The organism is Pirellulales bacterium (assembly GCA_033762255.1).
Lineage (GTDB): Bacteria > Planctomycetota > Planctomycetia > Pirellulales > JALHPA01 > JANRLT01.
Map to the genome: position 1 here is coordinate 34,350 of JANRLT010000040.1, position 13,079 is coordinate 47,428.

At 54.9% G+C, this 13,079-nt stretch carries 21 protein-coding genes; all 21 read left to right on the forward strand.

Annotation, left to right across the window (positions count from 1 at the left end; translation table 11 throughout):
• Nucleotides 1-77: 77 nt before the first annotated feature.
• The 21 genes from rpsC (at nucleotide 78) to SFX18_11370 (ending at nucleotide 13,051) form a co-directional block, all read left to right on the forward strand.
• On the forward strand, nucleotides 78-773 hold the full coding sequence (rpsC, locus tag SFX18_11270) for a 30S ribosomal protein S3 (GenBank protein MDX1963726.1): 696 nt from the start codon (nucleotides 78-80) through the stop codon (nucleotides 771-773).
• Complete coding sequence (rplP, locus tag SFX18_11275; GenBank protein MDX1963727.1) at nucleotides 721-1,128, forward strand: 50S ribosomal protein L16; 408 nt, start codon at nucleotides 721-723, stop codon at nucleotides 1,126-1,128. Before rpsC ends, rplP begins: the two co-directional genes overlap by 53 nt.
• Nucleotides 1,129-1,226: 98 nt before the next feature.
• Nucleotides 1,227-1,427 carry a 50S ribosomal protein L29 gene (gene rpmC, locus SFX18_11280; protein MDX1963728.1) on the forward strand — a complete coding sequence of 67 codons (201 nt, stop codon included), beginning with the start codon at nucleotides 1,227-1,229 and terminating at the stop codon, nucleotides 1,425-1,427.
• 141 nt (nucleotides 1,428-1,568) lie between these two features.
• A complete protein-coding gene (rpsQ, locus tag SFX18_11285; protein ID MDX1963729.1) occupies nucleotides 1,569-1,901 on the forward strand; it encodes a 30S ribosomal protein S17 in 333 nt (110 codons plus the stop codon).
• 164 nt (nucleotides 1,902-2,065) lie between these two features.
• Nucleotides 2,066-2,434, forward strand: a complete 369-nt coding sequence (gene rplN, locus SFX18_11290; protein MDX1963730.1) for a 50S ribosomal protein L14 — start codon at nucleotides 2,066-2,068, stop codon at nucleotides 2,432-2,434.
• Nucleotides 2,434-2,781, forward strand: coding sequence for a 50S ribosomal protein L24 (gene rplX, locus SFX18_11295; GenBank protein ID MDX1963731.1), 348 nt, complete (start codon nucleotides 2,434-2,436; stop codon nucleotides 2,779-2,781). The genes rplN and rplX overlap by 1 nt, the downstream gene beginning before the upstream one ends.
• Before the next feature lie 105 nt (nucleotides 2,782-2,886).
• Entirely contained in the window at nucleotides 2,887-3,519 is a 633-nt protein-coding gene (gene rplE / locus SFX18_11300; protein MDX1963732.1) for a 50S ribosomal protein L5, read from the forward strand.
• Nucleotides 3,520-3,634: 115 nt separating this feature from the next.
• Nucleotides 3,635-3,820 (forward strand): type Z 30S ribosomal protein S14, encoded by a 186-nt coding sequence (locus tag SFX18_11305; GenBank protein ID MDX1963733.1) that lies wholly within the window; start codon nucleotides 3,635-3,637, stop codon nucleotides 3,818-3,820.
• 15 nt (nucleotides 3,821-3,835) lie between these two features.
• A complete protein-coding gene (rpsH, locus tag SFX18_11310; GenBank protein ID MDX1963734.1) occupies nucleotides 3,836-4,231 on the forward strand; it encodes a 30S ribosomal protein S8 in 396 nt (131 codons plus the stop codon).
• A 160-nt stretch (nucleotides 4,232-4,391) separates the two neighbouring features.
• Nucleotides 4,392-4,937: a 50S ribosomal protein L6 gene (rplF, locus tag SFX18_11315; GenBank protein MDX1963735.1), complete on the forward strand. Its 546-nt coding sequence runs from the start codon at nucleotides 4,392-4,394 to the stop codon at nucleotides 4,935-4,937.
• Nucleotides 4,938-5,091: 154 nt separating this feature from the next.
• Nucleotides 5,092-5,460 (forward strand): 50S ribosomal protein L18, encoded by a 369-nt coding sequence (gene rplR / locus SFX18_11320; GenBank protein ID MDX1963736.1) that lies wholly within the window; start codon nucleotides 5,092-5,094, stop codon nucleotides 5,458-5,460.
• Nucleotides 5,461-5,504: 44 nt separating this feature from the next.
• Nucleotides 5,505-5,993 (forward strand): 30S ribosomal protein S5, encoded by a 489-nt coding sequence (rpsE, locus tag SFX18_11325; protein ID MDX1963737.1) that lies wholly within the window; start codon nucleotides 5,505-5,507, stop codon nucleotides 5,991-5,993.
• Nucleotides 5,990-6,475 (forward strand): 50S ribosomal protein L15, encoded by a 486-nt coding sequence (gene rplO, locus SFX18_11330; GenBank protein MDX1963738.1) that lies wholly within the window; start codon nucleotides 5,990-5,992, stop codon nucleotides 6,473-6,475. Before rpsE ends, rplO begins: the two co-directional genes overlap by 4 nt.
• A gap of 335 nt (nucleotides 6,476-6,810) precedes the next feature.
• Nucleotides 6,811-8,172: a preprotein translocase subunit SecY gene (secY, locus tag SFX18_11335; GenBank protein ID MDX1963739.1), complete on the forward strand. Its 1,362-nt coding sequence runs from the start codon at nucleotides 6,811-6,813 to the stop codon at nucleotides 8,170-8,172.
• Between the two features lie 188 nt (nucleotides 8,173-8,360).
• On the forward strand, nucleotides 8,361-8,930 hold the full coding sequence (locus SFX18_11340) for an adenylate kinase (GenBank protein MDX1963740.1): 570 nt from the start codon (nucleotides 8,361-8,363) through the stop codon (nucleotides 8,928-8,930).
• A gap of 78 nt (nucleotides 8,931-9,008) precedes the next feature.
• Nucleotides 9,009-9,851 (forward strand): type I methionyl aminopeptidase, encoded by an 843-nt coding sequence (gene map / locus SFX18_11345; GenBank protein ID MDX1963741.1) that lies wholly within the window; start codon nucleotides 9,009-9,011, stop codon nucleotides 9,849-9,851.
• A gap of 108 nt (nucleotides 9,852-9,959) precedes the next feature.
• Nucleotides 9,960-10,073, forward strand: a complete 114-nt coding sequence (gene rpmJ / locus SFX18_11350; protein ID MDX1963742.1) for a 50S ribosomal protein L36 — start codon at nucleotides 9,960-9,962, stop codon at nucleotides 10,071-10,073.
• 163 nt (nucleotides 10,074-10,236) lie between these two features.
• The gene (gene rpsM, locus SFX18_11355; GenBank protein MDX1963743.1) at nucleotides 10,237-10,620 is read left to right on the forward strand and encodes a 30S ribosomal protein S13; all 384 of its coding nucleotides are present in this window, start codon (nucleotides 10,237-10,239) and stop codon (nucleotides 10,618-10,620) included.
• A 133-nt stretch (nucleotides 10,621-10,753) separates the two neighbouring features.
• Nucleotides 10,754-11,158: a 30S ribosomal protein S11 gene (gene rpsK, locus SFX18_11360; GenBank protein ID MDX1963744.1), complete on the forward strand. Its 405-nt coding sequence runs from the start codon at nucleotides 10,754-10,756 to the stop codon at nucleotides 11,156-11,158.
• An 87-nt stretch (nucleotides 11,159-11,245) separates the two neighbouring features.
• Entirely contained in the window at nucleotides 11,246-11,872 is a 627-nt protein-coding gene (gene rpsD / locus SFX18_11365) for a 30S ribosomal protein S4 (protein ID MDX1963745.1), read from the forward strand.
• 183 nt (nucleotides 11,873-12,055) lie between these two features.
• The gene (locus SFX18_11370) at nucleotides 12,056-13,051 is read left to right on the forward strand and encodes a DNA-directed RNA polymerase subunit alpha (protein ID MDX1963746.1); all 996 of its coding nucleotides are present in this window, start codon (nucleotides 12,056-12,058) and stop codon (nucleotides 13,049-13,051) included.
• Nucleotides 13,052-13,079: the final 28 nt, after the last annotated feature.

The window sequence follows — 13,079 nt, forward strand, 5'->3', positions numbered from 1 at the left end:
TTCACTCTGGGAGTGGAAGTAACACCATCAGTAGTACCATCACCAGCAAAGTGTCGTAACACGTTGACAGGTCATATATGGGTCAAAAAGTCAATCCCGTCGGTTTTCGCGTTGGCATCATGGAAGGCTGGAAAAGCCGTTGGTATGCCAGCAAGCAAGAGTTCAAGGAACTTTTGCAGGAGGACCGCAAGATTCGCGAGTTTGTAAAGGAAAAATTCAAATTCGCCGGGATCCCCAAGATTGAAATTGAACGGACCCGCGACGAAGTCAAGGTGATTGTATTTGCCGCCCGTCCCGGTGTGATTATTGGTCGAAAGGGGCAGGACGTTGAAAAACTGCAAGAAGAATTACAAAACGAATTGGGTCGGCGGATCAATGTCAAAATTGAGGAAGTCGGCCGTCCTGAAATCCAGGCGCAGTTGGTGGCCGAGGATATCGCCGAACAACTGGCCAAACGGGCCAGCTTTCGCCGGACCATGAAACGGGCCACCGAAACCGCGATGGAAGGGGGGGCCAAGGGGATCAAAATCCAGTTGGCCGGCCGCCTGGGCGGGGCTGAAATGGCTCGTCGTGAAAAATCAATCGAGGGTTCAATGCCGCTCTCGACCCTGCGGGCAAAAATCGATTACGGCTTTGCCGAATCGGCCACGGCCCAGGGGCATATTGGCGTGCAGGTGTGGATCAATCAAGGGACTTATGACGAGGTGAACAATGGCGCTGATGCCCAAGAGAGTCAAGCACCGAAAAAGCCAAAGAGGACGTATAAGAGGTGAGGCCACCCGCGGCAACCGCGTGGTCTTTGGCGAATACGGTTTACAAACCACCCAGGGAGGTTGGGTCAGCGCCCAGACGATCGAAGCCGGTCGTGTGGCAGCCAGCCAGTACCTCCGCAACGAGGGTCGGTTGTATGTGCGGATGTTTCCGCACAAGTCGATTACCGCCAAACCGCTGGAAACCCGCATGGGTACCGGCAAGGCCGAGCCCGATTACTGGGCCGCGGTGCTGAAGCCCGGCATGGTTTTGTACGAGATTGGCGGCGTATCGGAAGAAGCTGCGCGGATGTGCTTGTCGCGTTTAGCGCACAAGATGCCCGTCCGAGTTCGCTTTATCAAGCGTCGTTCCACCTAGCGGAACTCCGCGGGTTAAGTTGGAGCTTGTGTGGTTGATCTGGTTTTTTGCCGGAACCTCCCTGAAAATTTTGTCGGTTCGAACGCCCGAGGTATGAGATGGAATCCGTCAGTGATTTACGTCAAATGAGCGATGAGCAAATCCGGCTAACCTGGAAGGATGCCGCGGAAAATCTATTTCGGCTGCGCCTGCAAAAGGCGACCGAAAAATTGGATGTTCCCAGCGCGCTCCGGGAAAACCGCCGGTTGATTGCCCGTTGTCAGACCATATTAAATGAGCGGCAACGTTTAGCCCAATAGCGGGGCTGTTGGCTAGGGCAGCGGAATGGATAACGCGGAATGGATAACGCGGAATGGATAACACAGTGCTTGGTCGAGGTCGGCTGGTTTGTATGGTGGCTGGTCATTTTTTGTTCCGATTTTTTTGAGGTTGGGTGCGGTATGCCGAAACGTTTGGCGGTGGGTGTGGTCAAAGCGGATAAAACGGCCAAGACGCGTCGGGTGGAAATCCCGCGCCTCGTGCGGCATGCCAAATACGGCAAGATTTTGCATCGCAAAACCATTTGCTATGTCCATGACGAACAAAACGAATCGCACCTGGGGGATACCGTGGAAATCCGCGAATGTCCGCCAAAATCCGCCCTCAAGCGTTGGGAGTTGGTTCGCATCATAGCCAAGAGCACCGCGGTCGACCTGGCGGCTATGCGTGCCGCCGCCAAACTGGAGGCCGCCGCCGCCGAGGAAGCGGCCGCCACGGTCGCGGCAAAGAAGTAAATCGCTTGGGCGACTCTTGGCGATTTATGGCAAAGATCGCCACGACTTTGGCGGAAGTGCGGAACGACATAAGGCGAAAATTGGCGTGGGCAGGTGCGGTGACAATTGGCTTTTGCGACATTTGGCTTTTGTGGCCATGCATGGCAGGTGAAGGACAGTAAATCATGATTCAAATGCAGACCCGCTTAACCGTGGCGGACAATACGGGCGCGAAAGAAGTGATGTGCTTTAAGGTTTTGGGGGGCAGCAAACGCCGCACCGCCAGCCTGGGGGACGTCATTATTTGCAGCGTCAAGACGGTGATCCCCGGCAGCGATGTCAAGAAAAAGGCCGTTGTCAAGGCCGTCGTGGTTCGTTGTCGCAAGCCGACCCGCCGTACCGACGGCAGTTATGTGCGGTTTGATAACAACGCCGTGGTACTGATCGATAACGACAAAAATCCCCGCGGCACCCGCATCTTTGGAGCTGTGGCCAAGGAACTGCGTGATCGCAATTTCATGAAGATTGTCAGCCTGGCCAGCGAGGTGGTGTGATGCATATCAAAGTTAATGATTTGGTTAAAATTTTGGCGGGCAATGACCAAGGCACCACCGGCAAAGTGCTCAAGGTGTACAAAGACCGCGAATTGGTCCTGGTGGAACAGGTCAATGTGGTTTTCAAGCACATGAAACGAAGCCGGCAAAACCCTCGCGGCGGCCGCCTGGAAAAAGAAATGCCCGTGTCCATCAGCAATGTCATGCTGGTTTGTCCGCGCTGCAATCAAGCCTCCCGCACCGGTGTCAGGATCGCGGATGATGGCATGAAATCGCGCTTTTGTAAAAAGTGCAAAGCCGATATTGGCGTCATTTCCAAAAAGAAAACGCCCGTCGCGAAAAAGTAATCCCTTGTTCGGCTCGAGCTGCGTCTTGGCGGACGCGTCGGGTTGCCTGATTGAGAACCGCCGAAATTTGATTTGTCCGAACTTAAGTTGATGTCGAGTACGACCATGGCCAAAAAAACCAAAGCCGCGCCCGCAGCCGCCGTCGCCGAGGGACCCCCTCCCACCCCGCGCCTGCTGGAACAATATAAAACCCGCATCCTGCCCGAATTGTCCAAAAAATTCGGCCGTACCAATCCCATGAATCTGCCCAAGGTTCAAAAGGTGGTGGTCAACATGGGCGTGGGAAGCGCGACAGTCGAAAAGAAGCACCTGGAAGAAGCGGTGGCGGCGATGACCCAAATCACCGGCCAAAAGCCGCTGGTTACCACCAGTCGGCATTCGATTTCGGGCTTTAAATTAAGAGAAAACCTCCCCATCGGGTGCAAGGTGACCCTGCGGGGACTTCGCATGTACGAGTTTTTGGATCGCCTGTTTTCGCTGGCGTTGCCCCGTGTGCGCGACTTTCGCGGTCTGCCCAAGAACGCGTTTGACGGTCGGGGAAATTACAGCCTGGGCTTGAGCGAGCAGTTGGTGTTTCCCGAGCTTAATCCTGATAAATACACCCGTCCCCAGGGGATGAATATCACGATATGCATTTCCGGCAGTTCGGATGAGGAATCCCGCGAATTGCTGCGTGAGATGGGGCTACCGTTTAAGACGGATGAAAATACCGGCAAGAAAGGCTCGGCAAAGGCTTAGTCGCCTGGTTTTTCGGCGGACCAGCTAGCCACTGTTGTGTGGCGTTGAGCCGCTGTAATCCCGTTGTCGCGATCGGCGGCGGGTTGTTGTTACTTTAATGTCCTTGGTGGAATTCATGGCAAGCACTTCCAAGATTGTCAAATCCCAGCGAAAACCCAAATTCTCGTCGCGGCTGAATCGCCGTTGCCTGAACTGTGGCCGTTCGCGGGCGGTATATCGCAAATTCGGCCTGTGCCGGATCTGTTTTCGTAAATTGGCTGACCAAGGCTTAATTCCCGGCGTCCGCAAGGCGAGTTGGTAAAGGAACCCATAACCCATGATGACTGATCCGATCGCCGATATGTTAACGCGGATTCGCAATGCGGTCCGCATTGAACGGCCCATTGTGGAAATGCCTGTTTCCTCGGTAAAGCGCGGCTTGGCCGAAGTGCTGAAGCGCGAGGGATTTATTTGGGATTGGCAAGAGTTGGAATCCCAGCCGGTCAATCAATTGCGGCTGGAGTTAAAATACGGCCCCAACGGGGAGCGGGTGATCCGCCATATCAAACGGGTCAGCAAACCGGGGCGGCGCGTGTTTAGCCGTTCCGCCGCGTTAAAGCCGATTTTGAATGGATTAGGCATAACCATCCTGAGCACCAGCAAGGGAGTGGTTAGCGACCGCGAAGCCCGCCAACAAAAGCTGGGGGGCGAGGTCTTGTGCGAATTGTGGTAATCGCTGGCGGCGCGACTTAGCACGGTCGGTGTTCCGCGGTAATCCCTTCCCCTGGACCAAATTGCCGCCTTTATCGGTTTGCCCGCGGGGTTGTTAGCGCTGGTTGATTCCGCGGTTTAGTGGTGATTTTTTATTTCGAGTTTTCCAAAGGCTGGTTGTCATGTCCCGCATCGGAAAAATCCCGGTTACCGTTCCCGCTGGCGTTAAGGTCGCCGTGGAAGGTCTGCGCGTCAACGTCGAAGGCCCCCAGGGAAAACTGTCCGAAACGTTTCACCCCTTGGCCACAATTACCCTGGAGGACGGGGGTAAAAAAGTCGTCATCGGCCGGGTGGATGAATCGCGCCTGGGTCGGTCCGTCCACGGTCTGACACGCGCGCTCATTAAAAATATGGTCGAAGGTGTTAGCAAAGGTTACGAGAAAAAGCTGGAAATTGTGGGTGTCGGTTATTTGGCCGCCATCCAAAAGAACACCCTGCAATTGCGGGTCGGCTATGCCAATGAAATCCAGATGCCGATTCCCCCCGACCTAAAAGTCACCTGCCCCGACCAGACGCATGTGGTGATCAAGGGGATTGATAAACAAAAAGTGGGTCAATTTGCCGCCGAAGTCCGCTCGCAACGCAAACCCGAACCCTACAAGGGAAAGGGAATTCGTTACGAAGGGGAACAAGTCCGCCGCAAGGCTGGCAAGGCCGTTACCAAGTAGTCATTTTTTTGGGTGGGCGCGGCTTGGTCCGCCACCCGCGCATGCCGCCCCTGGTTTGATTTTACGGGTGGCGTTGTCCGCCTACCGTTTGTTATTTTTTGTGTTTCGCCAAACCCCCCGCGGGTTTGTACACAACACGCCGCGAGTATCCGTCATGTATCACAAAAGCCGCAAATCCACCCAAAAACTCCGCCGCCGCCGCCGGATCAGCAATAAGGTACACCGTGTATCTTCGCGCCCGCGCCTGTGCGTGTTTCGCTCTTTAAAGCATATGTACGCCCAGGTGATTGATGATGCCCAGGGTCGGACGTTGGCTTCGGCCAGCACCCTAGACGAGGGGATCAAGGGGATGGTTGCCAAAGGGGGAAATGTCGGTGCCGCCCAGGCGGTGGGCAAGGTATTGGCCGAACGGGCGTTGGCGGCGGGTGTGACCGAGGTTTGCTTTGATCGACGGGAATTCAAATATCATGGGCGGATTGCCGCCCTGGCCGATGCCGCCCGCGAGGGGGGCTTGCAGTTTTAATTGAAGTTTTTCGCCTTTCCTAGGTTCAACTGTGAGAATTGATTGTGGCTAACGAATCATCCAATCGCGGCGAATTGACCGACAAGATCATTGCCATTCGCCGTTGCGCCACCGTGGTCAAAGGGGGCCGGCGGTTCAGCTTTGCCGGCATGGTCGTGGTCGGCGATGGCCGTGGCCGCGTGGGGCAGGGCTATGGCAAGGCAAACGAAGTCCCCCCCAGCGTGGACAAGGCGACCAAGGACGCCACAAAAAATATGAAGTCCGTTCCCTTGGCCGATAATACCATTCCCCACACGGTTACCGGCAAATATGGCACTTCCAAGGTCGTATTATTGCCCGCCAGTCCCGGTACCGGAATTATCGCCGGCGCGGCGGTTCGCGCCGTTTGCGAGGCGGTCGGCATTCACGACGTCCTGAGCAAGTGTTACGGTTCCACCAACGCCATGAATCTGGTCAAAGCCACCATGCGGGCTTTGGCCCAATTACGCACGCGCTCCGAAGTGGAACGTCTGCGGGGAGTCACACTGTCATGAATATTCACGACGTCAATCAAGGCATTCGCAAATACAAAAACCGCAAACGGATCGGTCGCGGTCCTGGTTCGGGTCATGGAAAAACCTCTGGACGCGGTCATAAGGGCCAGGGGCAAATTTCCGGCTGGAAACAATCCGTGGTCTTTGAAAGCGGCTCGAGCAGCCCCCTGGTTCGCCGTATTCCCAAACGCGGTTTTAACAACCAGTGGGCCCGCGAGGTTTTTGCCGTAAATCTGGGTTCCATCGAAAAGCTGTTTGAAACGGGCGAGGAAGTCACCATCGCCACGCTCAAGGCGAAGGGGCTGGCGAATGGCCGGTTTGACTTTTTAAAGATTTTGTCCCAAGGCAATCTGACCAAAAAGTTAAAATTCTACGCCCATAAATACAGCGCGGCGGCCCGGGAGAAGATCTCCCAGGCGGGGGGCGAGATCGTGGAGCTACCGGGACCAGCCCCAGTGGTAAAAAACAAGCAAAAATCGTAATCTAAAGCTGTATTGTTGATGAAATGGGGTTTTTACCCGGGTAAACGCCGTGTCATTTCGCTTGTGGGCTGGGGTTTGGCGGCGGTTGGGATGTGGGCGGTTGATAGTTTGACAGACAATGGGTGTCAAATTTTGCCGGTAAGTGTCCGGACAACGGGGAATTTCACTGATCGCTCTGGCCACAGCCGCAAACTGTGGCTAATTTTTTGTGGGTGTGAAATTTTTCCCCGATTCCCTTATAATTCAGGCTGGAGAGCGCGCAGCGGATTCCTGACACAGACAGTTGCCGTCAGGGATTGCCGATTTTGCCTCTACCGCATCACCAGGGACGATATATGTTAGAAAAACTGCGGGTTGTCTTTACTATTCCGGAACTGCGCAACAAGATCTTTTTGACGTTGGCGCTGCTGGCCGTTTATCGGATTGGTTGGCAAGTGCCGTTGCCGGTTTTTAACCAGCAGGCTTTGCGGGATCTGGCGGGACAAAGCGGCGATGGGCTAGCCAACGTCATGCGCACCGTCGCGATCTTTAGCGCGACCAATTTGCAGGGGGCCACGATTTTTGGTCTGGGGATCATGCCGTACATTTCGGCTTCGATCATTTTACAACTGATGGCCACCTTTTATCCCCCGCTTGAGGCATTGCAAAAAGAAGGCGAAGCGGGGCGCAAGAAAATCAATCAGTACACGCGTTTATTAACCGTGGCGTTGGCCCTGATTCAAAGCTACTTGATCCTGGGCTATTCCTCGGGCAATGGCTCCGTCTTGCCGGAGTTTCTGAATGATCCCAAAAATCTGCAGAGCGGCATGATCTGGTACTGGCAAATCATCTGTGTGTTGATCATGACCACCGGAACGGTGTTTTTAATGTGGTTGGGGGAACAAATCGACGAATATGGCATCGGCAATGGAATTAGTCTGCTGATCATGGCGAACATTTTGTCGGAATTGCCCGGAGCCATGTACAACTCGAGCGACCGTTTTACGCTGGAGTTGGGTGGCTCGGGGGATGGACGCTACGGGGTAGAGTACATCATCTTGTTGCTGGGTCTATTTTACGCGGTGGTGTTGGGGGTTATCATGATGACCCTGGGCCAGCGGCGGATTCCCACGCACAGCGCCAAGCATGTCAAAGGAAACAAAGTCTACGGCGGAACCAAGGAATATCTCCCCTTAAAGGTGAATCAATCGGGGGTGATGCCGATCATCTTTGCCAGCAGTTTGTTGCTGTTTCCGCAGTTCTTCTTTACCTCGATCGCGAACTTCTTTAAAGGGCAGGGGGTGGTCAGCTCCCTGGCTAATGCCCTCAATGACCAGCATTCGCTGACCTACATGACGATCTTCGTGGGTTTGATCTTTTTCTTTTGCTTCTTTTGGACCGCGATCAGTTTTAATCCCAAGGATATCGCGGATAATTTGAAAAACATGGGGGCCTTTATCCCCGGACACCGCCCGGGGACACCCACGGCCAGTTATCTGGAAAAAGTCATGGTGCGGATCACCTATATTGGGGCGGGTTTTTTGGCGTTGGTGGCGATTTTGCCCTTGGTGTTGGGGAGCATTATTGACTTGCCGTCGCAAATCACGGTGTTTTATGGCGGGACCAGCCTGTTGATTGCGGTCAGTGTCGCGTTTGATTTGGTGCAAAAGATAGACAGCCATTTGGTGATGAGGAACTATCGCGGACTTTTGCAATAATTTACGAGAGAGGCGGCGGGTGGTAGGTGGCGGAGTAGAACGGGTGAATTTGGCTGAACCACAGGGGCTGCGTCCCGGATCGGGGACGCGCATTTGCGTTTGGCCCACCGTGGCGGCGGAACACGGAATTTTCGCGGGATCGCCGCGTTTTTTTTCGCCACCAAATCACGTGCGCGAGCGACACGGACATGAGGGTGATTTTTATCGGACCACCGGGCGCGGGCAAAGGAACGCAATCCCAGCGTTTGCTCCGCTATCTGGGAATCCCGCATGTCTCCACCGGAGATCTTCTGCGGGAGGCCGTCCGACTGCATACCCCCGAGGGGCTCCTGGCCGAAAAATACATGAACGAGGGGCATTTGGTCCCCGACCCCATCATGATCAAATTGGTGGGGCAGCGGCTGGATCAGCCTGATTGCCGGGTGGGGTGCCTGTTGGATGGATTCCCCCGCACGCTGGGCCAGGCGCAGGCCTTGGACGAATATTTGCTGGGACATCAAATTCCCCTGCATGTGGTTTTGGAATTGCGGGTGAACGAAGAAGTATTAATCCAGCGTTTGGCGGGGCGGGGTCGGGTGGATGATGAACCAGCGGTGATTCGCCAGCGATTTCACACCTATCGCGAGCGGACCGAGCCCCTTTTAGATTACTATCGACAACGGGGTTTATTAGAGACGATCAACGGCATCGGCACCACCGACGAGGTTTTTGAGCGGATTCGGGCCGCGCTCGAGCGGCACCGCATCCAGCCGAATTAATCGTATAATGAACGGGCGGTAAGGCGTGGCGGGTGGATATTTTATCCAGGCATTAAATTTTGCGGGTGAAACGCGGTAATGCGACGCAGCACGGAAAAATCGACACAACTTCCCAGCCTCAAATCCGCGCGGGAACTTTCGCTCATGCGCCGCGCGGGAATTGTCAACTGGGGCGCGCATCAAATCATCAAACGAATGGTCAAGCCCGGCGCGACCACGCTGGAAATCGACCAGGCGGTGGAACGCTATTTTGCCAAACACCAGGCCATTCCCCTGTTTAAGGGGGTGCCGGGAAAAATTCCCTTTCCCGCCGTCTGTTGCATTTCCCTTAACGACGAGGTTGTGCACGGCATTCCTAAAAACAAGCCCCTGGTCGAGGGGGACATTGTCAGCATTGATACGGGGTGTCGGCTCAACGGTTGGTGCGCTGACTCCGCCCTGACCCACGCCGTGGGCAAAGTCCACCCCGAGACCCAACGCCTGCTGGATGTGACCCTGGGTTGCTTAAATCTGGCAATCGATCTCATGGGCAAAAAAAAGTATTGGGGCGAAGTCGCCGAGCAAATGGCCATCTTTGTCCGCTCCGCCGGCTATAGCGTGGTGGAAAATTTTGTCGGGCATGGCATTGGTCGGGGAATGCACGAAGAGCCTCAGGTTCCTAACTTTGTAAATACCGCGTTTCGCCGCAATCATGATTTCAAACTAGAGCCGGGCCTGGTCATCGCCGTGGAACCGATGGTCAATATGGGAAGCAAAAAAGTCAAAGCCCACCCGGATCAATGGACACAGACGACTCAAGATGGCCGCCCGAGCGCGCATTTTGAACATACCGTGGCCATCACCGAAAATGGTCCCTGGGTCCTCACCGCCGCCCCCCAACCGGAAGAATTTGCCCAATATCAATTACCGGTCATCGAATAATCCCAATTTTAACAAAAAAAGTCACCGGGCGGGGCCTTGCTAGGGGGGGCCAGACCCCGATATACTAACTTTCTTCCAATTTTTTTGAATAAATCGTGGGTGTGAGTCATGAAAGTTCGAGCTAGCATCAAGCGGATTTGCGACGCCTGCAAGATTGTCCGTCGCCGGGGAGTGGTGTTTGTGGTTTGCAGCAACCCCCGCCATAAGCAGCGTCAGGGTTAAAACCGGTTGTTTTTGTGACTCCAAATTTTTGAGCCAGCCATTTTTGTGATGGCGGTGTTTTTTTTGGTGTGGATTGGTCGGGCGCCGAGCCACGCTAGTTGTTGGCTGGGTCATGCATCCCGGCGTTTAAACATTCATTTTTTGGTTTTTTAGCGGTGAACTGATGCCTCGTTTGATGGGTGTGGACATTCCGGCGGACAAGCCCACGGTTTTCTCGCTGCAGTATTTGTATGGCGTGGGACCGGTCATCGCGCGTGAATTATGTCAAAAAGCGGGCGTGGATCCGCAGGCAAATGCCCGGGATATGACCGAGGCGGAAGTCGCGCGAATCGCCACGTTGTTAGACAAGGATTACACGGTAGAAGGGCAACTGCGGCGGGTAACGCAGCAGAATGTCCAGCGACTAAAGGACATCGGTTGTTACCGCGGCACCCGGCACAAACGTAATTTGCCAGTTCGGGGCCAACGGACCCGTACCAACGCTCGCACCCGCAAAGGGCCAAAGAAAACCGTGGCGGGCAAGAAGGGTGTCAAGGATCTAAAGTAGGTTGAACGGGGCGGGGTGATTTTTGTGCCCTGGTCGGGTGTTCGATTTTTTAGCTGGGTCGGTTACGGCAAAGTCGGTTGGTTTAGCTGTGGGTGTTGTTGGGCGAAATTTTTTTGTAGGGGAGAGTTGATTCGTGGCAAAGCAAAGTCAAGCAAGTTCGCAGGCTAATAAGCGCAAGAAAATCCGCCGCAATGTTTCCGCCGGAATTGCGCATATCAAGGCGACATTTAATAACACCACGGTGACCATTACCGATACCAAGGGGGACGCCCTGTGTTGGTCAAGCGCGGGGACCACCGGTTTTAAGGGAAGCCGCAAAAGCACTCCTTATGCCGGTCAATGCGCCGCCCAGCAATGTGCCGAAAAGGCCAGCAAATTTGGCGTGAAAGAGATTGAAGTGCGGGTGAAGGGACCGGGCGCCGGTCGTGAAAGCGCGATCACCGCGTTGCAGGCCGCCGGTATGTCGATCAAGAGTATCGAGGATGTTACCCCGCTGCCGCATAATGGCTGCCGCCCCCCGAAAAAGCGGCGGGTGTAATTACGCTTGTTGGTAGATGATTTTCGGCTGGATGAATTTAATTGGCTTGATTGTCCCTTTTTGCTTTTTTCGTTAATCAGAGCGGTTATGGCCCGTACCACTGGACCCGTTTGTCGCTTGTGCCGCCGTGACGGCATGAAGTTGTTTTTAAAAGGCACCCGTTGCGATACGCCGAAGTGCGCGTTTGAACGGCGGGATGTGCCGCCGGGGATGCACAACACCAAGCGCGGCAAACTGACCGACTATGGGTTGCACCTGCGCGAAAAGCAAAAGGTTAAGCATTATTATGGCGTGCTAGAGCGGCAATTTCGCGGCTACTTTGACCGGGCGAACCGGGGCAAGGGAAACACCGGCGAAGCCCTCATGAGTCTGCTGGAACGGCGGTTAGATAACATCGTGCATCGACTGGGCTTTGCCCAATCCCGGGCGCAGGCCCGGCAGTTGATTGTGCACGGTCATATCACGGTTAACGGCCACCGGTTGGATATTCCCAGTTATCTGGTCAAGATGGGGGACGTTATCCGGGTAAAAAACCGCGTCAAGAGCCTGCAGGCGGTGACCGGCATCCTGGCGGAGAACACGCATGGCGTGCCTGACTTTTTAAGCCGGATCGAAGGAGGCATTCCAGAAGGCCGGGTGAACCGCCTGCCCGCCGCGGATGACGTCTCCATACCGGTCCAGGCCAACTTGATTATCGAGTTGTGCTCCAAGTAATCCAGTTAAACAAGAATAATTGTGGCCCCGCCGCGTGGCGGTTGCCCCCCGAACAATTGTGTATGCGGGTGTCGAGGTCTTATGGGAGCGCGCAAGGTGATGCCCGCTCCGCTCGACGATGCCTGTGTTTCATGTAAAAATTTTTGCCCCGCGGGGCAAAGGTTTTTTTAGGAGTTGTAATCCATGCATATTCGTTGGCGCGGTTTTGAACTTCCCAGTAATGTTACGTGCGATTACCGCACGCTGACCCCCACTTACGGCAAGTTCGTGGCGGAGCCGTTTGAACGTGGATTTGGCGTGACCATTGGCAACAGCTTGCGGCGCATTCTCCTTTCCAGCCTGGAGGGGAGCGCTGTGACCCAGATTAAGATTTTGGGCGCGCAGCACGAATTTAGCACGCTGCCGGGCGTGGTGGAGGACATGACCGATGTCGTCCTCAACATCAAGTCGCTCGTCATCAAGAATCACACGGATTCGACAAAAGTCATTCGCATTGAAAAGTCCAAGCGGGGCCTGGTGACCGGTGCCGACATCGTGACCGACGACACGGTTGAGGTCATTAACAAGAACCATGTGATTGCCACCTTGACCGAAGACGTCAAATTTGAGGTGGAAATGGTGATTGAAAACGGCCGGGGCTATATCCCCGCGACGGAACACAGCGCCAACGTGCAGGAAATCGGGATCATCCCGGTGGACGCCGTGTACAGCCCGGTTACCCGCGTTCGTTATGATATTGAGGAAACCCGCGTCGGCCAAAAGACCAACTACGACAAGCTGACCTTAGAAATCTGGACCAATGGCTCGCTCCACCCGGAGATGGCGCTGGTCGAAGCGGCAAAAATCCTTCGCAAGCACTTAAATCCATTTGTCCAGTACAATGAACTGGGACCACGCGTGACCACGACCGCCCGCTCGGCCGGGGGGGGTGGTTTGGATCCCTCCATCGAGGCCAAGCTGAACATGAGTCTGGCCGAACTAAAGCTTTCCGTCCGGGCCACCAATTGCCTGGAAAGCGAGAATATCAACACCGTGCGCGACTTGGTCGTCCGTAACGAGGACCAACTGCTGGAAGTTCGCAACTTTGGCGAGACTACCCTCCGCGAAGTCCGTGATAAACTCGCGGAGTTGGGTCTACGCCTGGGCATGCGGTTGCCAGCGGCGGTGGCGGCGGTTTAGCCCCCCGGCCAGGATCCTTCGTTAGCAG